Source organism: Desulfatiferula olefinivorans (assembly GCF_054657895.1).
On record NZ_BAAHXV010000009.1, the window covers coordinates 129,766 to 154,101 of the forward strand.

Annotated in this window: 22 protein-coding genes; 9 read left to right on the top strand and 13 right to left on the bottom strand. The window is 58.0% G+C overall.

What is annotated here, in order from left to right:
- Nucleotides 1-18: 18 nt before the first annotated feature.
- From ACYQ11_RS08940 to ACYQ11_RS08965, 6 genes are all read right to left on the bottom strand, one after another.
- Nucleotides 19-459 (bottom strand): 4Fe-4S dicluster domain-containing protein, encoded by a 441-nt coding sequence (locus ACYQ11_RS08940; protein WP_459923433.1) that lies wholly within the window; start codon nucleotides 457-459, stop codon nucleotides 19-21.
- Nucleotides 460-468: 9 nt separating this feature from the next.
- Nucleotides 469-2,433: an aldehyde ferredoxin oxidoreductase family protein gene (locus tag ACYQ11_RS08945; protein ID WP_459923434.1), complete on the bottom strand. Its 1,965-nt coding sequence runs from the start codon at nucleotides 2,431-2,433 to the stop codon at nucleotides 469-471.
- Between the two features lie 23 nt (nucleotides 2,434-2,456).
- Nucleotides 2,457-3,704: an iron-containing alcohol dehydrogenase gene (locus ACYQ11_RS08950; protein WP_459923435.1), complete on the bottom strand. Its 1,248-nt coding sequence runs from the start codon at nucleotides 3,702-3,704 to the stop codon at nucleotides 2,457-2,459.
- Nucleotides 3,705-3,720: 16 nt separating this feature from the next.
- A complete protein-coding gene (locus tag ACYQ11_RS08955; protein ID WP_459923436.1) occupies nucleotides 3,721-4,938 on the bottom strand; it encodes an iron-containing alcohol dehydrogenase in 1,218 nt (405 codons plus the stop codon).
- Nucleotides 4,939-4,956: 18 nt separating this feature from the next.
- The gene (locus tag ACYQ11_RS08960) at nucleotides 4,957-5,487 is read right to left on the bottom strand and encodes a hypothetical protein (RefSeq protein ID WP_459923437.1); all 531 of its coding nucleotides are present in this window, start codon (nucleotides 5,485-5,487) and stop codon (nucleotides 4,957-4,959) included.
- 499 nt (nucleotides 5,488-5,986) lie between these two features.
- Complete coding sequence (locus ACYQ11_RS08965) at nucleotides 5,987-6,736, bottom strand: PEP-CTERM sorting domain-containing protein (protein WP_459923438.1); 750 nt, start codon at nucleotides 6,734-6,736, stop codon at nucleotides 5,987-5,989.
- 339 nt (nucleotides 6,737-7,075) lie between these two features.
- Between ACYQ11_RS08965 and ACYQ11_RS08970 the strand changes: the two genes are divergently transcribed.
- The 9 genes from ACYQ11_RS08970 to ACYQ11_RS09010 all read left to right on the top strand — a co-directional run bounded on the left by ACYQ11_RS08970 (nucleotide 7,076) and on the right by ACYQ11_RS09010 (nucleotide 20,263).
- Nucleotides 7,076-8,302 carry a hexokinase family protein gene (locus ACYQ11_RS08970; RefSeq protein ID WP_459923439.1) on the top strand — a complete coding sequence of 409 codons (1,227 nt, stop codon included), beginning with the start codon at nucleotides 7,076-7,078 and terminating at the stop codon, nucleotides 8,300-8,302.
- Nucleotides 8,299-10,485 carry a bifunctional alpha,alpha-trehalose-phosphate synthase (UDP-forming)/trehalose-phosphatase gene (locus ACYQ11_RS08975; protein WP_459923440.1) on the top strand — a complete coding sequence of 729 codons (2,187 nt, stop codon included), beginning with the start codon at nucleotides 8,299-8,301 and terminating at the stop codon, nucleotides 10,483-10,485. Before ACYQ11_RS08970 ends, ACYQ11_RS08975 begins: the two co-directional genes overlap by 4 nt.
- 1 nt (nucleotide 10,486) lies before the next feature.
- Nucleotides 10,487-12,271 (top strand): glycoside hydrolase family 15 protein, encoded by a 1,785-nt coding sequence (locus ACYQ11_RS08980; RefSeq protein ID WP_459923441.1) that lies wholly within the window; start codon nucleotides 10,487-10,489, stop codon nucleotides 12,269-12,271.
- Nucleotides 12,272-12,497: 226 nt separating this feature from the next.
- The gene (locus ACYQ11_RS08985) at nucleotides 12,498-13,973 is read left to right on the top strand and encodes a sigma-54-dependent transcriptional regulator (protein WP_459923442.1); all 1,476 of its coding nucleotides are present in this window, start codon (nucleotides 12,498-12,500) and stop codon (nucleotides 13,971-13,973) included.
- Between the two features lie 49 nt (nucleotides 13,974-14,022).
- Nucleotides 14,023-14,208, top strand: a complete 186-nt coding sequence (locus ACYQ11_RS08990; protein WP_459923443.1) for a hypothetical protein — start codon at nucleotides 14,023-14,025, stop codon at nucleotides 14,206-14,208.
- Nucleotides 14,172-14,408 carry a glycine radical domain-containing protein gene (locus tag ACYQ11_RS08995; protein ID WP_459923444.1) on the top strand — a complete coding sequence of 79 codons (237 nt, stop codon included), beginning with the start codon at nucleotides 14,172-14,174 and terminating at the stop codon, nucleotides 14,406-14,408. The genes ACYQ11_RS08990 and ACYQ11_RS08995 overlap by 37 nt, the downstream gene beginning before the upstream one ends.
- A gap of 387 nt (nucleotides 14,409-14,795) precedes the next feature.
- Complete coding sequence (locus ACYQ11_RS09000; RefSeq protein ID WP_459923445.1) at nucleotides 14,796-17,093, top strand: methyl-accepting chemotaxis protein; 2,298 nt, start codon at nucleotides 14,796-14,798, stop codon at nucleotides 17,091-17,093.
- 50 nt (nucleotides 17,094-17,143) lie between these two features.
- Complete coding sequence (locus tag ACYQ11_RS09005) at nucleotides 17,144-17,701, top strand: chalcone isomerase family protein (protein WP_459923446.1); 558 nt, start codon at nucleotides 17,144-17,146, stop codon at nucleotides 17,699-17,701.
- Nucleotides 17,702-17,767: 66 nt separating this feature from the next.
- Nucleotides 17,768-20,263: an ATP-binding protein gene (locus ACYQ11_RS09010; RefSeq protein ID WP_459923447.1), complete on the top strand. Its 2,496-nt coding sequence runs from the start codon at nucleotides 17,768-17,770 to the stop codon at nucleotides 20,261-20,263.
- Nucleotides 20,264-20,265: 2 nt separating this feature from the next.
- Here the strand turns inward: ACYQ11_RS09010 and ACYQ11_RS09015 are convergent, their stop codons facing one another.
- The 7 genes from ACYQ11_RS09015 to ACYQ11_RS09045 all read right to left on the bottom strand — a co-directional run.
- Entirely contained in the window at nucleotides 20,266-20,490 is a 225-nt protein-coding gene (locus tag ACYQ11_RS09015; RefSeq protein ID WP_459923448.1) for a hypothetical protein, read from the bottom strand.
- Entirely contained in the window at nucleotides 20,487-21,356 is an 870-nt protein-coding gene (locus ACYQ11_RS09020; RefSeq protein WP_459923449.1) for an NAD(P)H-hydrate dehydratase, read from the bottom strand. Before ACYQ11_RS09020 ends, ACYQ11_RS09015 begins: the two co-directional genes overlap by 4 nt.
- Nucleotides 21,344-21,892, bottom strand: a complete 549-nt coding sequence (locus ACYQ11_RS09025) for a putative Se/S carrier protein (RefSeq protein ID WP_459923450.1) — start codon at nucleotides 21,890-21,892, stop codon at nucleotides 21,344-21,346. Before ACYQ11_RS09025 ends, ACYQ11_RS09020 begins: the two co-directional genes overlap by 13 nt.
- A gap of 7 nt (nucleotides 21,893-21,899) precedes the next feature.
- On the bottom strand, nucleotides 21,900-22,118 hold the full coding sequence (locus tag ACYQ11_RS09030; protein WP_459923451.1) for a sulfurtransferase TusA family protein: 219 nt from the start codon (nucleotides 22,116-22,118) through the stop codon (nucleotides 21,900-21,902).
- 25 nt (nucleotides 22,119-22,143) lie between these two features.
- Nucleotides 22,144-23,232: a YedE family putative selenium transporter gene (yedE, locus tag ACYQ11_RS09035; RefSeq protein WP_459923452.1), complete on the bottom strand. Its 1,089-nt coding sequence runs from the start codon at nucleotides 23,230-23,232 to the stop codon at nucleotides 22,144-22,146.
- 329 nt (nucleotides 23,233-23,561) lie between these two features.
- Nucleotides 23,562-24,056, bottom strand: a complete 495-nt coding sequence (locus ACYQ11_RS09040; RefSeq protein WP_459923453.1) for a hypothetical protein — start codon at nucleotides 24,054-24,056, stop codon at nucleotides 23,562-23,564.
- Between the two features lie 8 nt (nucleotides 24,057-24,064).
- Nucleotides 24,065-24,336 (bottom strand): transposase (locus ACYQ11_RS09045; protein ID WP_459923454.1); only part of this gene is annotated, 272 nt, incomplete at its 5' end.

Sequence of the window (24,336 nt, forward strand, 5' to 3'; positions counted from 1 at the left end):
ACGTCGTGACGAAAAACCCTAAACGGCCTTGGCCATGGGCTCGTCGGCGGGAGGCATCAGAGTGACGGCGTCCACCGGACATTCACGGACGCAGAAACCGCAGCTCAGGCAGGCCCCGGCGTTGATCAGTTCGGGATAAGCGGTTTTGTCTTTGCCCGTCGGAAGCCCAAGGGCCAGGCAGCCCACGGGGCAAACGTCCACACACATGCCGCAGGCCATGCAGACCTTGAGGGTAAACGCAGGTTTTTTCCAGTCTTTTTTCTTCTCGCTTGTCACCCGAAGGCCAAAAGGGTCTTCCACCGCGTTCTTCGGACAGATACGGCCGCAGGTGCCGCATTCGATACACAGATCCTCCGCGATGGCGTGCCGTTCCTTTTTGGCGCCCCGGATCGCACCGGCGGGGCAGAGCCGGGCGCAGGACATGCAGCCGATACAGTCGTCTGTTATGAAATATGCCATGATGTCCTCCTAAGCCACGTCGCTGAGTTTCTGCATGACGTCCTTGCCGGGTTTGCCGGTTTCCGGATCCCAGCCGAATGCCTGCCAGTAATGGGTCATCATCGCCTCGATCTCGATGGTCCGACCCTTGTTGGCCCCTTCGTTCTGGGCGGGACGGCCCAGGGCCCGGTCGCTGATCTTGCAGTCTTTCGGTTCGATGCCGTGCTTGACGTTGAAGGCCTGCTTGACCGTGTGGATGTCTCCGGCCAGATCCATGTAGTCGTTGGGGCTGAGACGCCAGCCCGTGGCGGCGTTCATCCAGTCGAACAGACGGAACCGTTTGGCGCCGATGAACGATCCGAACAGACAGGCCCCGGTGCAGTTGACCAGGGTCATGAACCGGCTGTTCACCGCCCCGATGGCCGCCTGGCGTTCGGGATTCTTGTACTTGCTGCCCTTCAGGTACATGGGCGGAATCCAGGGGATGCCCTTGACCACCTTCCACAGCTGGTACATCTCGTAATACAGATGGGACCCCAGGGTATGACGGCCCGGCGTAGGCTCCACGCTGTAATGGAGGGCAAAGCCCGGATCATTCCTTGAATCGTGCATGGCCGGCTCCTGGCCCCCGGCATGGACGGCGAACGCCTCGCTGCCTTTGCCGATCCGGAGCACCGCCTGCTTGACCCCGTCGGCCAGCACATGGCCGATGCCTTCCCGTTTGACCATTTTCTCGATCAGAGCGACGATGGCGTCCGAATTGCCCCAGGAAAGATCCAGGCCGCCGGTGTCCTCTTTGGTGAGAATGCCCGCTTCATAACATTCCAGGGCGAAGGCCACGGCATGTCCGGCGGAAATGGTGTCCATGCCCGCCCGGTTAAGCAGCTCGTTCAGGTAGAAGATGCTGTCCACGTCCTTGTTCATGCAGAACCCGCCCAGACTCAGCACGGTTTCGTATTCGGGCTTGTGGGTGTGGCTGTACTTGCCGTCCATGGTGCATATCCCGCCGCATCCCAGGGGACAGGAATAGCAGTGGAATTTGACGGTTTCACATTTGGTGAACACATCGGGGTTGGACGAATAGCTTTTCCGGAAGCCCCAGTCCTTGGAACTGCCCTTCCAATTTTTGATGGGGGCGTCGCCCATTTCAGGTGACATCTGGTTCATGGACACCGTGCCCCATTTTTTCAGAAGAATTTTGTACAGCATGCCGTCCTGGGTGAGCACCGTGGGCATGATACGCAGAAGGGCCCCCACAAAGGCGGTCATGGGACCGGTAACGAAGGGCGGCTGGAATTTGACCCAGTTGTTGCAGATCCGGCTCAGCCGTTTCATCTCCTCCCGGTTGTGGGGTTCAATGCGTTTCTGGCCGGACAGCACAATGGCCTTCAGGCGTTTGGCGCCCATGACGGCCCCCAGGCCGGACCGGGCGGCCATGCGGCCTTTGTCCGTTGAAATCCCTGAAATCAAAGAGACTTTCTCTCCGGCAGGGCCGATGCAGACCACCTTGGGTTTCTTGCCGGTGGGTTTGGCGTTGGCCTGAAGGAATTCTTCGGTTTCCACCGCATCCTTGCCCCAGACCTCTGCGGCGTCACGCAGTTCCCGGGTGTGGCCGTCCACGTACAGATACACGGGCTTGGGGCTGATGCCCGTGACGAAGATCCCGTCATAGCCGCAGCGCTTGATTTCCGGTGAAAAGGTGCCGCCGCAGTTGGCGTCGCCCCATCCGCCGGTCAGCGGGGATTTGCCCACCACCATCCAGCGGCCGGTGAACAGGCTCCCCGTTCCGGTGAGGAGACCGGGAAGAAAACCCAGCATGTTGTCCGGCCCCAGGGGGTCGGCCCCCGCCGGAATGCGCGTGTAAAGCATATGGGCGCCCAGTCCCAGGCCCCCCAGGTATTTCTGATACACCGAGTCAGGCAGCACTTCCTCACGGATCGACCCGTCGGTCAGATCCACCATGAGAATTTTGCCCATGTAGCCGTTTCGTTTCATCGGATTCCCCTCCTTAGTGATTGCTACCCTTTCTTGATTTTACCCTGGTCCAGGGGGCTCCCCTCCCAGGCCGTCTCCAGCACCATCAGAAGGTCATCGTAATCCAGGTCTTCGGGGTTGTAGAAAATCGACGCGTCACCCTGGGCCACCTTGGCGATGTCCGAAAGTTTGCTCCGGGGAACCATGGGTTTTCCGTCACGGCCCATGATTTCCGAAAGACTCCGCGGATGTTTTCCGCCTGTGGCATCGTACAGGGCCTGGTTCAGGGCCCGGATGTACTCGACGGTTTTTCGCGGCCGCTGATCCTTCGGGGTCCGTGCGAACACCTTTTCCCCGGCCAGGGCATACAGAAGTTCCCCGGATTCCGACCCGTTTTTGTGCATGTTGTATTCCAGGCCGTAGGGCAGAAGAATGGACATGCAGGTACCGTGGGCAACATGGCAGACCGCGCCCACACTGTGCCCCAGGGTGTGCACCATGCCCACCATGGAGTTGGAGAAGGCCATGCCCGCCAGGGTGGCGGCGGTGGCCAGGGCCAGACGGGCGTCCTTGTTGCCGGGGTCGGTGACGGCCGAAAGGATGTTGTTCGCGATCAGGGTGATGGCCGAAAGGGCGCAGGCATCGCTGATGGGGTTCTTGCCCAGGCAGGTGTAGGCCTCCACCGCGTGGGTCATGGCGTCCATGCCGGTCTGGGACGTGAGAAAGGGCGGCAGGGTGAGGGTCATGCGCGAATCGATCACGGCGATGTCCGGCAGCAGGAAGTAGGAGGTGAACAGCATCTTCCGGTTTTTCTCATGGTCGGCGATCACGGCCACCAGGGTCACTTCCGATCCGGTCCCGGCGGTGGTGGGCACGGCCACCAGGGGTTTCAGGCGTTTCTTCAGGGCCCCGGCACCGGTGAATTTCATCAGGTCGTCGGCGTTTTCCGACACAATGATGTTCACCCCCTTGGCCGTGTCAAGCACCGATCCGCCCCCCACGGCGATGATGGAATCGCAGCCCTTTTCCACATAGACCCGGGCCAGATGATTCACCACCTTCAGATCCGAATCCGGAGGCACATCGTCCTCGATGGATCCGATGGTCAGCCGTCCTTCGAGGGCTTCGGTCACCACATCGATCAGTCCGGCGGCGACCACACCCTTGTCGGTAATAATCATAGGCCGTTCGGCGTGCAGCACCGAAAGCAGTCCTGGAATTTTTTCAAGTGCGTCATGCCCTGCCACGGTTTTCACGCGGCAGCAGTATTCGTAATAATCGGGTAATCGCATAAATGCCTCCTTGTCCCTAAAGGGTTACCGGTTTGCCGTCGAAGGCGTGTTCGAGAATGGTCAGGCAGGCGTTACGCACATCCTGCTCCGGAATCTGTGCAGCCACCTGATCGGCGACGGCTCCGAACGCATCCCTGGACAATCCCGCGTCCTCCAGGGTTCGGGGGATTTCGGCGTCGGTCAGCACGAACATCTCGTTCTGGATATGCCTGATTTTGCCCATGGCGCTGTCAAAACGCTGGCCTTGCGGGGTGCTGCAGTACAGATCGAGCCCGGCCATGGGCCGCATGATTTTCGAAAGATCCCGCCCCTCACGATGGGCATGGTATTCCAGGACGTAGGGCAGCATAATGCCCATGGCAACGGCGGCATCCGCGTCACAGCGGTCGCTGACGGCGAGCCCCAGACGGGCGGCCAGACCCCTGGGGCTGTTGGCGTAGACATAACCGGCCATGCACAGGGCGTTGACCAGGGCCAGGCGGTCTTTTTTCAGGGACAGACCGTCTATCGTCCGTTTGACCAGACCTTTGGCGGCACAAGCCGCCCGGCACACCGGAAGGAGGTTTTCCATGACGCCGGAAACAACCAGCTGGGCGTAACTTTCGCAGAAGGGATTGCTTTGAGGGTCGGCATAGGCTTCAGCGGCATAGGTCAGGGAGGCCATACCCGTGGTCATATAGGCCACCGGGTCTTCGTCGTTAAGCATCCGGGGATCGATGGTCACCAGATCGGGCATCAGGTAGGGTGACGAACAGGCCAGATCGCCAAAGGCGACATCGCCGGAGCACTCCCGCCCCGTGCCCGGCCCCAGCGGGATGTACACAAAAGGTTTCAGCGGATGATCAAGGGTTCCGGTGTCACGGCAGCGTTTGAGGTCTTCGGGTTTGCCGGACACGGCGATGTTCACCACCTTGGCCAGATCCACCGTGCGCCCCTGGCCCAGGGCCATGATCGCGTCAAAGCCCCGATCCATGTAAAGGGAGCATAGATTTCTGACCGTCTCCATATCGGCGGTCAGGTCCACACCGTCAAAGACCCCCAGGGTCATGCCCGAGGTGCGGAAGGCCTTGGTGATCTGTTTGACGAGGCCTTTTTCCGTGCTTTTCTTGTCGGTGATGATCAACGGCTTTCCGGCGTTCAGGGCCGTCAGGTCCCCCGGCAGATGTTCCAGGGCCTTGGAACCGGACCCGGTTTTGGTTGGACACATGAATTCGAAATGATCGGGTAGAGTCATAATAAGATCTCCCTCCTTTTAAAAACCGATGATTGTTCGCAGATAAACCATGGCCCGATCCCAGGTATGCCGTTTGAAGGACCACCGGGGATACCGCTTGATGGCCAGTTTGGCCACGGGCTTGGGAAGAAGATAGACCTGGACGATGTCGAGAATCCGCACCACGGCGCAGGCTTCCGGCAGGTTGCCTTCGACGAACAGGCGATCCCTGGCGTTGGCCGTCGGGGTGCTTTCCCGGAAGGTAAACAGGACAAAGAGGCCCTCCATGCTCTTGATGGTCATCCGGACATTCAGATCCTGGTCGTCGGGCCGATGCCCCAGATACCTGACCCGGCCCGTTTCGTCCTTGCCCACCACCATGGACGGGCCGTTCGGGGCAGCGGTCAGCGTAAAGGCAAAACGGTCGGGAAGTTCCTCGAATTCCCGCCGGACAGCCGGGTCCTGTTTCGCGGCGGCCTGGATGGCCCGGCCCACGAACCAGAGCATAAAATTAAGATACATCCGGGCGAACGGCCTACCCCCCGGTGTGATTTCCCTGAAATCGTTCATACACGCCTCCTCGTTTCCTGTCGGTGTCATCGTTCATGTCATGGGTCACCCCGGCCGCGATGGGCCGCGGGCATCCGCAGTCGTCGGGGTGAGCACCCGTCCTTCCGGTGATTCACGGTTCGTTGACGTCACGGGCTCCGGCGCCCCCTGCCGTCTCGTTATGTATGCGTTTGAAAACCCCTGCGTGGCGGCCGGATGGGATCGAATATATTTTACCAGCCGTATAACCGACCTGCGCTGTCAACTGTTATACCATGCGATCAGCGATGTCAAGAATTGAACTGAGTTCATCATGTGTTAATACGAACACTGTTTTTTTTCAATCCTTAATCAAAAAAGAAAAAAAGCCCACGTTTATTTCGTTGTAAAGCTGACAGCCTGAATAACATTTATTATTTTTTCGTGGAATAAGAGGAACTCGGAGGGTTATTGCGTATAAAAAAGGTTCCGAGCAAAGGGGGATAGAGATGCCCGGAACCAATTTTTATTATTTCTGACGTTAATGGGACCGGCGTTTTCTTTTGGCCCCGGCTATTCCCAGGAGCCCGGTGCCCAAAAGCAGCAGCGTGGCAGGTTCAGGAACGGGATTGGCGTTGACATCCACCGTCAGTGTGCCGCTGCTGTAGAAAAGATCCCCCTGAGCCATAATGGAAAAATCAAGGGTTCCCCCGGAAGACAGAGCCAGCATATCGCTGTCGGTGAGGGCGTTGGTGATGGAGAATTCACCACCGTAGCCGTTAACCGTGTCGTAATGATAGGTGACGTACCGGTCCGTATCCAGGGGAATAAACCAGAACCAGTCGGTATCGGTGGTCGTCGTGGTGCCGCGGTAGGTATTCGTGGAGAAATAGCTGGTCCCACCAGTATAAACATTGTCCGTCACCTCAAGCGTGATGCCTTCGGCATCATCAGCGAACACTTTGTACTGGGAGCGTGTAAAGGTCTCGTTACGGTTGTTGTTATCATGACCACTCCACTCGGTCGTATAGGTCCTTTCATACCGAAGATCGTAGTCATCGATAAAATTAAAGGTGTAAGCCCCGCCCTGGATATCATAGGGGGCATTGTACAACTCCTGGGGCAACAGCTCCGGCGTAATGTCGAAAGACCCGGTGACGGTCGTACCTGAGGTCAGATAAAGGTTGTCGGCGAGGTTGTCGGAGACAGTGACGGACAAGGCCATGGCCGAGCCGGCTGAGCCGAAAACGGCGCAGAGTAAAAAGAACACTAACAAACGAAAACGAATCATGATCTCTCCTGCATTATTATGGTTAATAAAAATGAACATTGTAAAATACGATGAAGTCACTTGCATAATTTGAGCCAATGTTATCTTGAACCGGTTTTCCCTTTAAAGGCGGGCCTCGGCAACAACTCTCCCACCAACCGTTGGGCAATCGGTTTCACACATAACACAACCCATCTGCCTACGAATGAAATCGATGCCACAGATCCGTCCCCCTGAGATTCCCACCCGCAAAAAAGGCCTTGAGCCAGAGAGACGCATGGTCTACAGTGAACAAATTCCAACTGTTGGCCTCATTGAGCCTGCGCCCCCAGAACGATCATGACATTTTACGAGACCATCATGAACGAACGCGACTTTGACCTTCATCAGGATCAACTGATCGCCGTCGCCCGGCGGTTCAGGGAGGATCTGGATCTGAGCCTGGCCTCGGACCGGGGGCCCCTTGCCTGTCTGCCCACCTTCGTCCGTGTCGGGTCCGCCCCCTGTGGCCGGGCCCTGGTGCTGGATTTCGGCGGAACGCACCTTCGGGCCGCCCTGGCCGCCGTGGGCCCCTCCGGCGTCACCATCGAACGGGGACCCTGTGAGACAGACCTGCCCGTCAGGCAGGACCGAACCCTTGAATCGGCAGAATTTCTCGACCTCCAGACCCGACTGATCCGGCAGCTGAACCCCGAGGTCGGCCTGCCCCTGGGCTACTGTTTTTCCTATCCGGCGGAACAGACCTCCGACGGCGACGCCCGGCTGCTCCGCTGGACCAAAGGGGTGGACATTTCCGGCATGGTCAACCAAAAGGTCGGCCGCCTTCTGATGGACACTTTGGCCCGTCACGGTCTTGCCTGTGCCTCGGTCACGGTGATCAACGACACCGTGGCCGGCCTTCTGGCCGGACGTTTCAGCGACCCGGCCGCCACCGTCATCGGCCTGGTCGTCGGCACCGGCACCAACATGGCGGGATTCATCGACGCCTCGGCCCTGGCCCGGCTGCCTGAACATCAGCGGGCGTTGGGGCCGTTGCCCGTGAATCTGGAATCTGGGAATTTCACTCCGCCGTTCCTGACGGCCTGGGACGATGCGGTGGACCGGGCCTCGACCAACCCCGGCCGCCAGCGGTTCGAAAAAGCCGTATCCGGGGTGTATCTGCCGCAGCTGATGGCCGCCGCCTGTCCCGAGTCGGGGATCGATCCGAACGAAGGCTCGGCACGGCTGTCCGGCTGGGCCGACGGGTCCCTGCCCTGCCCGCCGCCGCAAAAGCGGCTGGCCCAAGCCGTACTCCGGCGCTCGGCACGACTGACCGCCGCCGCCCTGGGGGGTTTTCTCCTTTATCTGAACGGCCCCGGCCCGCTGCCGCAGGTCCGCATCGTCACCGAAGGCGCCCTGATCCTCAAGGCCCCCGGTTACAACGACCAGGTTTTCGAAACCCTTCGCCGTCTGCTTCCGGACCTTGGCCTTGCGCCCGGCCGGATCGAACTGTCCCGGATATCCCGGGCCAACCTGATCGGCAGCGCCCTTTCGGCCCTGTCCACGCCGATGCGCCCGGAGAATCCGGACAAGGAGAGCCTTACATGACCCATCTGATCAACGTATCCAACCGGCTGCCCATCACCCTCACGAAGACGGACATCGTCAAATCCTCCGGCGGTCTGGTCTCGGCCCTGGAAAGCTTCCGCCATCACGTGAACATCACCTGGATCGGCTGGCCCGGCGGTTTTCCCCGCGACGAGACGGAAAAAGACGACCTCACGGCGACCCTGAGATCCCGATTCAACTTCGAGCCCGTCTTTCTGAGCGAAGAGGAGGTGGATTTTTATTATAACGGCTTTTCCAATTCCAGCCTCTGGCCCCTTCTGCACTACATGATTCCCTACAGCCATTACGAGGAACGCTGGTACCAGGCGTATCAGCGGGTCAACCGCCTGTTCGCCGAAACCGTCGTCCGTCAGGCCGCCCCCGGGGACGTGGTCTGGGTGCACGACTACCATCTGATGCTGTTGCCCTCCATGATCAGGGAGTTGCGGCCGGATCTGAAAATCGGATTTTTCCTGCACACCCCCTTTCCCTCCAGCGAAGCGTTCCGCTGCAATCCCAACCGGGAGCAGCTGCTGCACGGGCTGTTGGGGGCGGATCTCATCGGCTTTCACACCTTCGGCTATGTGGGCCATTTCCGAAACACCGTCCTTCGGGTGCTGGGCCTGGAATCGGAAATGAACAGCATCGTCTCGGGCAACCACAGGGCCATGGTCCACGCCTACCCCATCGGCATCGATTCACAGAAATTCCTCGACACCCTGGCGTCGGAGGCCTGCCGGGTCTGCCGGTCCGATTTCCGGGACGCCTACCGGGGCAAGAAAATCGTTTTGAGTGTGGAGCGCCTGGATTACACCAAGGGCATCCTCCGGCGCCTCAAGGCCATCAAATCCTTTCTGGCCCGGCAGCCGGAACGGGACGACGCGGTCTTTCTGTTCATCAGCGTCCCCTCCCGGGAGGAGGTCGACGAATACAAGGCCCTGCTCGACGACGTGCAAAGCGAGGTCAGCCACATCAACGGCAAGTTTTCCACCATCAAGAACGTGCCCCTGCACTTCATCCATAAATCGGTGAGCTTCGTCGAACTCTGCGCCCTGTATTCCCTGGCCGACGTCTGCATCGTCACCCCGGCCGTGGACGGGATGAACCTGGTGGCCAAGGAATACGTGGCCTGTCAGAACGAGGATCCGGGGGTGCTGATCCTCAGCGAATTTGCCGGAGCGGCCCAGGAACTGTCCAGCGCCCTGATCGTCAACCCATACAACATCAACGAGGTCAGCGAGTCCATTGAAACGGCGCTGTCCATGACCGAAGCGGAACGGGCCCATCGCATCGCGTCCATGCGCACCAAGGTCCTCCGCTACGATGCCCGGCACTGGGGCGAACGCTTCCTTGCCGATCTGGACAAAGCGGCGGCGAGCAACACTGTGGACAGTCCCCAGAAACCGATGTCCGTGGACGTTCTGCCGCCCTTTTCCCCGGAGCGTCCCCTGGCCCTGTTTCTCGACTACGACGGCACCCTCAGCGACCTCCGGCCGACCCCGGCCGAAGCTGCACCGGACGACGAGCTTGTCGCCCTTTTCGAGCTTCTGGACAGACGGGACGACCTGATCGTGTCCATCATCAGCGGAAGGTCCCGAAACGATATGGACGCCTGGTTTTCAAGGTTCGACGTCAACCTGATCGCCGAGCACGGGTATTACGTCCGTCACAGGGGCGAAACCTCCTTCCGCGTGTTCGACGAGCGGGCCGACCTGTCCTGGATGGAGCAGATCGGAACCATGCTCAACCATTACGCCGGGGTGACGCCGGGCAGTTCGGTGGAGGTGAAAAGCGCCTCCATCGTCTGGCATTACCGCCAGTCCGATCCCGAATACGGCCTGTGGAAGGCCAACCAGCTGGTCAGCGAACTGTCGGCCATGATGAGCAACCGGCCTGTTGAAATCCACCACGGCAAGAAAATCGTCGAAGTCAGTTCCATCCAGATCAACAAGGGCTGCACCGTTGAGCGGTTCCTCAAGCAGCACAAAGACCTCCGGCTGGTCTGCGCCGGGGACGACGTGACCGACGAAAGCATGTTCCGGATCACCGACCCCCGGATCATTCACATCAAGGTCGGGCCGGGAGAAACGGCGGCGCCCTATCGCATCGACGACCCCGCCGCATTCCGGGCCTTTCTCCGGCAGGCCTTCGGACACAGGCCAAACCCCGAAAAAGGAGCGTGACATGGAGACCCTCGACTACGGCATCATCGGCAACGGCACCAGCGCGGCGCTTGTCACGCGCGATGGAAACATCGAATGGCTGTGCCTTCCCAGCTTCGAGTCGCCCTCGGTGTTTGCGGCCCTGCTCGACCGACAGAGGGGCGGCGACTTCGGATTCGACCTGCCCGACGGGTATGCGGTGACCCAGAGCTACATCCCCAAAACCAACGTTTTGGTCACCCGCTATGAAAAAGGCCCCGACCGGTTCGAGGTCATCGATTTCATGCCCCTGTACAAGACCGACACCGGCCGCCACCACTGTCCCCCGGACCTGATCCGTTTTATCCGCCACCTGTCCGGAGCCCCTGAAATCCGGATCCGCTACCGGCCCCGGCCCATCTACAGCCAACATGACGTGATCACCACCCTCTCCCGGGACTACATCAAGACCGTGACGGCCCAGGGCAGCTACGAATCCTTCTACCTGTATTCGAGCCTGGACCACGGGGCCATCGCCGGTCACGACCCCATCGTCATCGACAAGGACGCCTTCCTCCTGTTCAGCTACAACCAGAAGCTGGAGCCTCTGCATTTGGACACCATCATCCTGGAATTCGAAAAGACCAAGGTGTACTGGCTGTCCTGGTCGTCCAAGTCCGGCCTTTTTCCCCGGTTCAATGAGGAAATTCTTCGAAGCGCTCTGGTGCTCAAGCTCCTGGCCTATCAGAAAACCGGCGCCATCCTGGCCGCCGTGACCACCTCCCTGCCCGAGGAAATCGGGGCCGAACGCAACTGGGACTACCGCTTCTGCTGGCTGCGGGACGCCTCCATGACCATGACCGCCCTGACCCGTCTGGGCCATTACAACGTGGCCCGGCGCTACATCGAGTTCATCCTGGGCATTATCCCCTTCAAGGACGAGAAAATCCAGATCATGTACGGCATCAAGGGCCAGAAGCGGCTGACGGAAAAGATCCTGACCTCCCTGTGCGGCTACGAAAACACCGGGCCCGTCCGGGTGGGCAACGCGGCCTATATGCAGAAGCAGAACGACATCTACGGGGTGATGCTCGACTGCATCTACCAGTACCTGAAGATCTTCAAACGCGAAGCCATCGAAAGCCGGGAGGAACTGTGGACCGTGGTCCGGACCCTGGCCCGGCACGTGGAGGCCAACTGGCGGAAAAAAGACCGGGGCATCTGGGAGTTCCGGAAAAATCCCAAGCACTTCACCTTTTCAAAAGTGCTGTGCTGGGTGGCCATCGACCGGGCCCGGCTGATCGCCCAATACTTTTCCCGGGACGACTACGTGGAAGCCTGGGAGACCCTGGCCGCCACCATCCGCAACGACATCCTCCGGCACGGCTGGCACAAGGAGCTTGGAGCCTTTTCCCAGTCCTACGGCGAACCCTTCCTCGACGCGGCCAACCTGTTGATGGAACACTACGGTTTCATTTCGGCCGACGACCACCGCTACGTAAAGACCGTCCGGCTCACCGAAGAGCGGCTCTGCCGAAACGGCCTGATGTACCGCTACCGCACCGCCGACGATTTCGGCGTGCCCAAATCCTCGTTCACCGTCTGCACCTTCTGGCTGATCAAAAGCCTCTACAAAATCGGCGAAACGGACAAAGCCGAAAAGATGTTCGCGGATCTGTTATCCTACAGCAACCACCTGGGCCTTTACAGCGAAGACCTCGATTTCGAAACCAAGCGCCTTTTGGGCAATTTCCCCCAGGGATACAGCCACCTGGCCCTGATCGACACCGCCCTGACCCTGTCCGGCCTCTCCGGCAACGGGGGGTGATGTTGCAGAGAAACGGCGTTGCCCGCGATGGACGGCGGACTTACGATAAAATGTTATTTTCATGGCCCTCGTTTTGATATACAAGGGGTTCAATCATTGAGGCGTTGCTTCCCGGTGTGAATGCCGTTCCGGAAACCGTGAAAGCCGACGGAACCATCGAAACCATAGCGAGTTATTATACGATTAATTAATGGCCGCGATTTTTCGCGTCGGCGGCGGGGGCGGGATGTCAAGAAAGATCAGACTCAGCGAACAGCAGCGGCATTTTTTTTCACTGGTCAGCGAGGCGGTGTACACCAACCCCTTCAGCGACGCGCGTCAGGACATCGACCTGCGCATCGCCGGGATGTTTCCCGATGTGCCCGGGTCCCGGCTGATCGACAAGACCGTGGACGAGGTGAGAACCCGGCTTGACGCCCTCGATACCCGTGGCGAGGGAATCAACGCGTTTCAGGGAACGGATCGGAACCTGGTGGAAAACGCCTTTCTGTTCGATTTTTTTTACCGGTTCAGGGACCGTTTCGACCGGCTGATCCGTGACCAGATCGCGGCGGGGGAGGTGAGCCTCAAGGTCCCCTTCGCCCGCCAGGCCATCGCCCATCTCGAAGCCCGGGGGTTCACCGCCGAGCGCATTCATCATTTCATCGCCCTCAGCTACCAGATCAGGCGGGCCTTTTTCTTCATCCGGGACAGCCTGATCGGTCAGAGCACGCCCATGAAGGAATTCAGGCGAACGTTGTGGAACAACGTGTTTACCCACGACATGAGCCTTTATACCCGCTACCTGTGGAACCGCATGGAGGATTTCTCCACCCTCCTGCTCGGCGAAACCGGAACCGGCAAGGGGACGGCGGCCATGGCCATCGGTCGCAGCGGGTACATCCCCTTCGATGAAAAAACCGGTACGTTCAAGGAAAGTTTCGCCCGGTCCTTTGTCTCGCTGAATCTGTCCCAGTTTCCCGAAACCCTGATCGAGTCCGAACTGTTCGGCCACAAGAAAGGGTCGTTCACCGGTGCCTTTGAAGATTACAAGGGCGTGTTTGAACGATGCAGCCCCTACGGCTCCATTTTTCTCGATGAAATCGGCGAGATTTCCATTCCGGTTCAGATCAAGCTGCTCCAGGTGCTCCAGGAGCGGGTGTTCACCCCCGTGGGCAGCCGCATCGAATGCCGGTTTTCAGGCCGGGTCATCGCCGCCACCAACCGTTCCTTCGATGAGGTCCAGAACCGCAACGTGTTTCGGGACGATTTTTTCTATCGCCTGTGCTCGGACATCATCACCGTCCCGTCGCTTCGAAGGCGTATCCGGGAAACCCCGGCCGAGCTGGACACCCTTCTGGCCTTCACCGTCACACGGATGGTCGGTACCGAATCGCCGGAATACACCGAGATGGTCCGCGAGGTCATCGACCGCAGGCTGGGCCCCGACTACGACTGGCCGGGCAACGTCCGGGAACTGGAGCAGTGCGTGCGCCGGGTGCTTGTGAACCGCACCTACACCGGCGACCGGAAACGGGTCATGGGAGAGGTCCAGGCCGCGCTGGTCAGCGGCATCGAAGAAGGCAGCCTGGACGCCCAGCGTCTGATGTCCGGCTACTGCCGCCTTCTTTACGAGAGGCTGAAAACCTATGAAGAAGTCGCCAAACGCACCCGCCTGGACCGGCGAACCGTAAAAAAATATATTCTGGAGTGGGACAAATGATCCCACCTGCCGTCTCGCATCGACGCCCGGATGGTCACGGTGGGCGGGGGTGGATTCCAAGGGGAACGATGCGGTCAACGACCTGTCGATGATCGTTCTCGAGGTGACAAACGCGCTGCGCATGCGTGGGCCGAACTATCACGCGCGGATTTACGACGGATCACCCTGGGCCGGAGCTTCGCCTCCACCAAGGCGTCCATGGTCAACGTGCACCTTCTGGTGGATCTGGCCCTGAACGAGGGACAGTGGGGCGGCATGCAGGTCCAGGCCAACGTGCTCGACCCCGATCAGATGATCGAGGCCCGGAATCATCCGGAATACTATTCCCATCTTCTCGTTCGGGTGTCCGGCTACTCGGTCTGTTTCAGCAGCTTGACTCCGTTGATGAAAGACGGAATCATCCGCCGCAGCACCCTGCGCCGCGAACGGGATTGACTGGGCGGAAAGGGCCTGACGCTAAAGATGATTCCGGTCATGCGGGCGTCATCGTCTTTATGCTTGACGGATTGCGAAGCCATGGCGTATCATCCCGGTTATCCGTTGTTTGTTGCTGTTGTTGTACATCTGGCCTGACCATGCCTCTCTCGTGGGGTGAAGGCCGGGTCCGTGTCGCCTTTTCTCAATGGGTCACAGTGCGGCGCCTTCCGGTCTCGAATGATCCATCATCAAAAAAAGAAGACCATGCACCGAATTCTACTTTTTCATGGCGGCCATCCTTTTTATCTTGCCATTCCATATTCCTGCATAAACACATCCAATCAATTAATTTTACAGCTGTTTGTTTATTCGTCGGAGGTTCCGTGACGGGAAAGTGAGGATGAATTGACCAGAAAGACCATATCACCGGCCTGGATCAACGGACCGGCTCAGAAATTCAAAAACGTGAAAATCGTCGTCAAGCTTGTGGGCGGGTTCGGTATCGTTCTGCTGCTGATTGTCGGTGTGATCGGGATGTATCACCAGACCGTCCGGTTCACGACAAATAGCTTCAAGGACCTGATGGACATCAATGTGTCCCTCGCCGATGAAGCGTCGGCGGTCAACACCCTGATGAAACAGTGCCGCATCAATGAAAACAACTTCATCACGACGCTCGACCGGACATACCTGGATCGCATCGACCGGGACATTGCCTCGCTGATGGACAGGTCCGATCATATCTCCGACATGGCCGGTCGCGCAGAAAATGACGGGATGGGTGCGCTGGCCGAGAAGATCAAGGGCCTTGTCGGCACCTATGCCGGGACGTTCAAACAGCTGGTGTCGGCATATGAAAAGCGCGGCCTTGACAAGGATTCCGGGCTGAGGGGCGTTTTTGCCAAAGCAGCGGAAAATTTCGTCAGCAATATGACCTACGTGGATGTGGAAGATCTTTATGTTCACATGCTCAAAATCGTTCAGATGCAAAACGAGATGATCATCACCAAAAAACCGGAGTTCGAGAAAAAACTCGAAAAGGCCGTGGCGGATTACGACACGGTCATCGAGCGGTCCGATGCCAATGAGGATGTGACCAAAGACATCGTGCGGGAGGTTATTACAGATTATCGTTCGACCCTTGCCGCGATGGTCGCCGCGGCCGACTGGGAAGCAAAAATGAGGCACGTGGGCAAGCTCCGCCAAATCATTGCCGATGTCAACGAAATTCTGAGCATCACCTATTTCCCCAATTCGAAGGCCTATATCCTGAACGTCCGAGGCAGCGAAAAGGATTACCTCCTTTTCGGGGGAGAAACCTACGTCAAACGCGTGCATGCGACGATCGACCAATTGGTCGATGCGATCCGCCATTCGACGATGAGTGAGGATTACAGCAGGAATTCATTTGAGGCTATCGACAGGTATAAAAAGGCCTTTGACGACCTGAAAGACGAGGATGCGCGAATCGCCGGGCTCTATGCCGATATGAGAAACGCCGTCGAAGACATCGAAGGAAGGGTGGAGGCGCTTTACACCGAAGCGCGGAACGCGTCGGAGGCAAGGACGAAAACCGTCAACGCCATGGCGGGAGACCGGTCCGCCCTGGCCCTTGTCATCGGGCTTGTGTCCATCGCCTTGGGGCTGGCCCTGGCCTATGTGATCACACGGCAGATCACCATTCCCATTGTCCGGGCCGTCCGGTTTTCAAAAAAGTTATCCAAAGGAGATTTCAGGTCACGGCTTAAGATCGACCAGAAAGATGAAATCGGCATTCTTGCCGGGGCGCTCAACGAAACCGTCACCCATCTCGGGGGGATGTTCCGAAACATCGCCGATGAAGTCAATGTTCTGTCCTCGTCATCGGAGAAACTCAAGGCGATCGCCGTGCAGATGGCCAAAGGCTCCGAGGACACGGCGTCCCGCTCCAACACGGTGGCCGGCGCCGCCGAAGAGATGAGCGCCAACTTAGAATCCGTCGCGGCGGCCATCGAGCAGACGACGGTCAATCTGAGTTCCGTCGCGGCGGCCACCGAAGAGAACACGGCCACCATCGGAGAAATTGCCAAAAACTCGGACAGGGCGAAAACGATTTCCAACGAGGCCGTGGCCCAGGCCAAACAGGCCTCCGGCGATATGGAGCTCCTCGAGAAGGCAGCCAGGGATATCGGCATCGTTACCGAAACCATCACAAAGATTTCCGAGCAGACCAACCTGCTTGCCTTGAACGCTACCATCGAAGCCGCCAGAGCCGGGGAAGCGGGCCGGGGCTTTGCGGTTGTCGCCAATGAAATAAAGGAACTGGCCAGGCAGACCGCCGATGCGACCAAAGAGATTAAAGCCCGGATCACGGGCATTCAGCAGACAACCGAAAACACGATTACAGGCATCGAAAAAATCACCGCCATTGTCGATCAGGTCAACACCATCATTTCAACCATCGCAATGACCATCGGTGACCAGTCCGCAGCGGCCCATGAAATAGGAGCCAATATCGCCCAAACCTCCCTTGGCATCCAGGAGGTCAATGCGAACCTCGCCCAGTGCTCGACGGTGGCCAACGAGATTACCCACGATATCGCAGGCGTCAATCATGAAGCCGGTGAAATGTCAAACAGCAGTTCCCATGTCAGCCACAGTGCGGAAGAACTGGCGGGCATGGCTGAAAAACTGAAAAAGATGATCGAGAAGTTCGAGGTTTGAACAGCGCGTTCAAGCCCGTTTGTGAACCCCAATAACCATGAGGAGGATGAATGTTCAATCGAATCAAAATGATGGTACTGATCGTGTTGATGACGGCGACATCGGCGGCGGCACTTGAGATTGGAGGGCTGACCATACCCGATACCCTTGATTCCGGGAAAGGTGAATTGATTCTCAACGGATCGGGCCTGAGGAAAAAATTCGGGTTCAAAGTGTATGCCGGTTCCTTGTATCTTAAAGCCAGGACCAGTGATTCAAAGGCGATTATCGATGCCGACGAACCCATGGCCATCACCATGACATGGAAACGAAACGGCCCCAGAGACAAAATCATTCAGGTGTGGGATGAAGCGTTTACCTATGCAGGTGGAGACGCCGGTGCGGCGGATATTGCCAGATTCAAAGCTCTCACCGTCGACGGAGAAAAAGACAAGGTCTGGAAATACCTGTATCTGCCGGGTGAAGGGCTGACATGTTGGGTTGACGGCAACTTGATTGAAACATTTACGGATTTCAATTTCAAGAAAGCCCTCTTCTCCGTATGGCTGCTTGAAAGCGACACGTTTACAGGCGATAAGGAATTACGCGACGGCATGCTGGGGAAATAAGCCATTCTCGCCTGGGGTGACCGCACGGACGGCCACCCCTTTTGCCGGGTGTTTCAAGGGGAAAACATGGTACTGATCGACCGGGCCATACGGCTCATGGTTGTTCTATTTTATGTATTGTCACCGTCCGTCGCCTTTGCCGCCGGCGGCTACGACTATCTGACGCCCGACGAGAGGGACTGGCTGAAAGCTCATCCGGTCATTCGTCTGGGTGTGGGCGTTGCCTTTCCCCCCTTTCAGTGGGTGGACAAAGACGGTGATCGTGAGCAATTCAAGGGGATGGTGGCCGACTATGTCCGGCTGATGGAAAACCGCCTGGGTGTCGAGCTGAGGGTCACCTATGGCCTGACCTTCGAGCAGGCCCTGGCGAAAGGCCGTTCAAAAGACATCGATCTGTTTCCCTTCCTGTCAAAGACCGAAGAACGGTCGCGTTTTCTGCTGTTTTCCGAACCCTATCTCACCTATCCGGTGGTCATTGTCACGAGGACCGATTCACCCCCGATATCCGATGTCGAAGGCCTGAACGGGAAAAAAGTGGCCCTGGTCACATCCCTGATGGTCTACAGCACCCTTGAGAACCGGTATCCCCATCTGAACATCTCGTATCTTGAAACAAAAACGGTCGGTGAAAATCTGGACATGGTCTCCCTGGGCCACGCCGATGCCTGTATCGTCAATCTTGCTGTGGCCGCCTACCTGATTTCCGCCAAAGGCCTGACCAATCTGACGGTGTCGGAGGCGCTGCCGTGGGAGACGACCCGATATACCATGGGGATCAGGAGCGACTGGCCGGAACTTCAGACCATCATCAATAAAACCCTGGCCCGGATTTCATTCGAAGAAAAAGATGTCATCAGCCGAAGATGGATAAAGATCGGATACCCTGCGGGTATTGCCCTAAACAAAGTGATGTGGTGGGGGGGCGGCATCGGGTGTGCCGTTCTTGCGGCGTTCGGTCTGTTCTATGCCTGGAACAGACGGCTTCAGGCGGAAATACGGGAACGGAAACGGGCGGAGGCAGAGACCCGGGAGAGTGAAGCCCGCTACCGGGCCTTGTTTGAATCGGCGGGCGACGCCATTTACATCCTCGACAACGACACCTATGTGGAGGCCAATCCCAAAGGCCTGGCCATGCTGGGGGGCCGGGAAGAAGACATTATCGGTAAAACGCCCTTTGACTTTTCTCCGGAAACACAGGCCGGGGGGCCCTCCGGAGAACTCGGCCGGGTGTTTCTCGAACGCACCCTGAAAGGAGAGCCAACCTCCTTTGAATGGGTCCATCAGCGGCCGGACGGGACCCTGTTTCACTCCGATATCAGCCTGAGCCGGATTGCCCTAAGGGGCCGGTATCATGTTCTGGCCATCGGCCGGGACATCAGCGAAAAGAAAGCCTTGCAGAAGGAGAAAGAAGAGCTGGAAGACCAGCTGCGTCAGGCAAGAAAAATGGAAGCCATCGGGACACTGTCAGGGGGGATCGCCCACGATTTCAATAATATCCTCGGCATCATTCTTGGCAATGCCGAATTGGCCTCAGATTCCGTTTCACCGGATCATCCGGCCCATCCGTACCTGTCAGAAATACGAAAGGCAGGAATGCGGGCGACGGAAGTGGTCAGTCAGCTTTTGAGCTTCAGCAGAAAAAGTGAACGATCCAAACGACCCATCGATCTTGTTGCCTGCGTGAATGAAAGTGTCGATCTGATGAGGGCGACCCTGCCGTCGTCGGTTGTCATTCAGAGGTCGATCCGTGAACCCTCGGCAACGATTCTGGGCGATGCCGTCCAGATTCAGCAGGTTCTGATCAACCTGTGCACCAATGCCGCCCATGCCATGGAACCCTCGGGTGGGTCCCTTGAGATTGACGTCGCCGCCGTCATGCGGGAAGAGGCGACAAAGGATGAGCCCGGAGCAGAGGTATCGCGGCGATTTGTCCGCATCATGGTCCGTGATACCGGCCATGGTATCTCTCCCGACATCAAAGACCGTATCTTTGATCCCTACTTTACGACCAAAGAGGTCGGTAAAGGATCAGGCCTCGGGCTTTCCGTGGCCCACGGCATTGTTTCGGACCACGGGGGCAGCATCACCGTCACCAGTGAACCGGATCAGGGCTGCACCGTCGAGGTTTTTTTCCCGCTGATCGATGCGCTGTGCGAGGCGGAGCCCGATGAACCGTCTGTGCCTGCCGGTAAGGGGGAACGTATTCTGCTTGTGGATGATGAAGCGTCCCTGATGGCCATGTCACGCATCATGCTGACGCGGCTCGGCTATCGGGTCGAGGGTGAGAGCCGTCCTGAATCGGCGCTTGCAATCTTTCGATCGGATCCCGGAAGGTTTGATCTGGTGATCACCGACATGACCATGCCGGGCATGTCCGGAGAGCAGCTGGTCAGGCATATCCGCGACATCAGACCGGATATCCCCGTGATTCTTATCACCGGCTTCAGCGACCACATCGACAGGCAGAAAGCCGAAGCTCTGGGCATCAACGGCTATCTGGAAAAACCGGTCAGGCGGGATGTCATGGCCGCCACGATCCTGCATGCCCTTAACCCGTCTTGATCTTATGTTGCCGGGTCGGCTCCTGCCGCTTTCTCCAGGTCTTTCAACAGGCGATCAAGATCCAGACGGTATCTGTGAGCCATCTCGGTAAGGGTGTCGAACAGTGCGTTGCAGCAGATGCATTCGCCGGCAAGGCTGTCGTAGCGCCGGAACACGTCCTGGGTCTCGGGCCATTGGGCGACCACGTCGAGGACAGAGAGTGTCGGCGTAATGGCGGGGCCGGTCATGGGCGGGGCTCCTCCTTGAGGGCCTGGGACAGGGCACCTGGGATGTGCCGGATAATGTCCATGACCTGGGTGGCCGGGGTGGGATTCGAAAGCGCACCGGCCAGGCGGTTGGTCCGTGCGCCCAGGGTGCAGGCCCGGACGATGGGCATGCCCGAGGCCGCGAGGGCGGAGATGATGCCCGTCAGCGTGTCGCCGGTTCCGCCGACGGCTTCCATGGCCGCCGACGAAGGCCCATCGATGGCGGCCATGATACGGCTTTTCTCGACCACGTAATCCGGCTGTCCTTTGACCATCAGGTGGCGGGCCGCATTGTCGTTGGCACAGGCCCGGGCGATCAGATCCGGCACCCGGTTGTCCTCGTGGAGAATGAAGCCCCGGGTGTAAAAAGGATGTGGAGCGATTTCATCGGCCAGAAAGGCCAACTCGCCCACATCCGGGGTGAACAGGTCGTAGGCCGATGCCTGGCCGCTCATTTTCGCGGCGTACATGAACCCCGCGTCGGCGATCAGGATCGGGCGCCGCTCCATGTCGTCCACCGTGAACAGAATCCTGTTGTGCCAGTCCACGTCCGGTTGCAGATAATGAAAGCAAAGAACATCCGGGGCGAGGTCCTTGAGGTGTTCGGTAAGGTGACGGTAAAGCGCCCGGCTGCCGCCGCCAAGGCCGATGTCTCCGGCCAGGCAGGCCAGGATGGGCACACCGCCCAGAACCTCCGCCGCCATGAGGGCCGATCCGATCAGAGCCGGTGTCCCCCGGTTGACGGGAATGCGGTGATCCCCAAGGACAAGGTGGTCGCCGGACAGGGTCACGGGCCCCAGGGTCATGGGGAAACGGTCATCGGGGACCGTGCCGACTATGGCGAGCATTGGCGCATCATCTCCTGATAGGCGAGTTCCAGGGCGTAGCCGCAGAGGGTGTGCCCGATGCGTCCGGGCCGCGGAGCCTCGGCCAGAGGGCGTCCCACCAGTTGCCATGCCAGATAGGGCACGTCGGGGCAGCCCCCGCCGGAAACATTGACGATCATCTGCGTCTTCTTCTCCACCGTCAGCTTCATGTTGGCGGCGCGGACCATCAGGTATTCGCCGAAATCCTTGATCTGATAGACATCCACCGGGGTGAGCAGGGGATCGGTCACCGGCACCAGGGACAGGGGCGAAAGTCCCGCATCCGTCAACTGGCGCATGATGACAAGATCCTCGATCAGCGGAATCACGATGACCAGGTCGCATCCCGTCCGGAGATTCGGAGGCGGGCCTTTGACCTCGATGGTCCAGCCCTTGCCCCGAAGCAGGTTTTCAGCCTGGATCACCTCGCTGGTGTTTTCGAACACCAGGATGGCCTGATCGGCGGAAGATTTCCGTTCCCGACGATCTTTTTTCCTGAACAGTCCAAATCCGAACACCTTTTTTCTATCCTTTGGAAATGGGGATGGTGCAGTCATCACCGTCCCGGGTGACATCACCGATCCGGCAGCCCTTGGCCGCGGCGGCCCGGATCACGTTTTCCCGGGAGGCTTCGTTGTCGACCAGAATCAGGAACTCGGTGTCCGTTCCGGATTGAATGGCGTCAAGGGTCATCAGAACAGGTTGGGGGCAGGACAGGCCCCGTGCATCGACTGTGGTACTCATGGTGTGGTCTCCTTATCAATCCGTGTCAGCGTTTCAGGCTCGTCCGCATGGAAAAACCGATAAACAGGCAGAAGACGAAACCCACCACCAGTGCGGCGATGCCGTGGGGTCCGATGCCTGAAGGTGAACTTGCCAGCCCGAAGTTATGGGAAAAGGCAGCGCCAACGATCATGCCGAGGACAAAGACCGCCGCGTCGCCGTCGCCTTCACCGGCCAGAAACAACTGACGGCCGGGGCAGCCTCCGGCCAGGGCGAAAGCCAGACCGGCAAGGGCCATGCCCGCGAAATTCCAGATGTGCTGGGTATGGGCCACCGGCTGACCGCTGAACCCCGGCTTGAAATGGCCAAAAACAAGATTGGCAACAAAAGCGGCAATCAGAAGGGCGACCACCCCGGACAAAAGATGGATCTGGCGGAACAGAATCAGATCCCGCAACGCGCCCATGGTGCAGAACCGGCTGCGCTGGGCCAGAAAGCCGACACCCAGCCCGACGAAAAGGGCGATCCACAAAGGAGCGTGCATGGCGCCGGGGCCTTTGAGACTGTATAACAGAACCCCGCTTTTGTCCTGGCCGTCCACCTGGGGATAGATCAGGATAAGGGCCAGCAGACCCAGCATGAACAGAGGAAGAACCCAGCCCGCCGCCGAACGCGTTGCCTGGCTGCGGCCCAGGTTGTAACCGTTTTTAAGGAACTGGACGCCGATGCCGATGCCGAAGGCAAGGCCCAGAAGCCCCAGAATCGCATTGCCGTCCCCCCCGGCCAGTCGGAGGACGGCCCGCCAGGGACAACCCAGAAAAACAAGGGCGCCGATCATGGCGAACATACCCAGGGCAAAGCGGATAACGGGGGCCGACCCGCTGCGGGGTTTGAATTCCTTGAAGCTGTACGCGGCGATCAGGGACCCCAGGACAAACCCGATGATTTCCGGCCGGATGTACTGAACAACGCCTGCGCGGTGCAAACCAAGCCCCCCTGCGATATCCCTCTCAAAACAGGCCACGCAGATGCCCATGTTGCCGGGATTACCCAATTTTTGAAGCAAGGCGGCCAGAATGCCGATGACAAGTCCCACGCCGATGATGCCCCACCGTGTCGCAAACAGATTTTTCATTGCCTTTCACCTCCCGCAGCTCATTGAATTGATCATTTTATGATAAACGTCAATGTTTAACGCGGATGGCGGAATGATGTAAAACTGATAATCTCAATGCTCGTCGCCGAACCGATTGAGAATGTGCATATCTGAAAGCAGGGGTGCAACGTGTGCATCAGGGGTGGCACACGAGCGCAGCGGAAGCAATCTCCTGCATGCAGTTGTTCTATCTTTCTCTCCCATCACGAATAATATCAACTATTTCATTAGATGAAATATTCGCAAAGTTTTTTATCCAATGTAAGCAGTGGAGTTTTTGCCTGATTGCACAATCTACAGTAGTAGGGTCACCCCTTGATTTTTGATTTTAAAGATCTGTATTTCTTTTTCAGCTCTCCATCGTCTTTCATCCTGCCTGCAACGATCTTCGCTCGTTGACTCACAGCCGAATAGGTTAAGCCGAAAAACGCACCAATCTCGCGATTTGACATATGCCCTGCATCTCTGAGCAGATATATCAACAAATCCCGATGATCTTTTCCAATACGGCTGATCTTTTTGGCCTTACGGGCCGCATCAAGATCAAATCCCAAGATTGCCGAAGCATTGGTCAACAAATCGCTCGGATTACATTGCCGGAACAAGCTGTTGTGCTGGGGAAGTTCATCATGGATTTCGCCTGCCAAAAACCGATCTTTAATTTCTAAGACAAAACCGTGGCTACCGTATACCAGACCGTGCTTTATTTTTTCCCAAACTCGATTGCCTTCATCGGAGTATTTCTGAACCTTGGCCCTGTATGCCTTACGTTTATCCTCTCCTTGAAACTGTGCCCAGATCATGTCGGTTTTTACCAGGACGGCGCTTTCTTTTTATATGCGTAGAAGGGATAGCTGCTCCATTTGTAATCGGCAAGACGCTTAATCAGACCCGCCCTCAATGGATTTCGGTGGATATAGCAGGACAGCTGCATGAGATACGCATCATCTTGAACAAGAATACTCTTAAAACGACCCTGAAAAAGATGACCCTGTCTGTGATTTGACATGTTGAATTTTTGGGTATAGCCGGTTCCGAACCACTGCATGGCACGGGATAAATTCCCGTCCGGAGTTTTTAAAT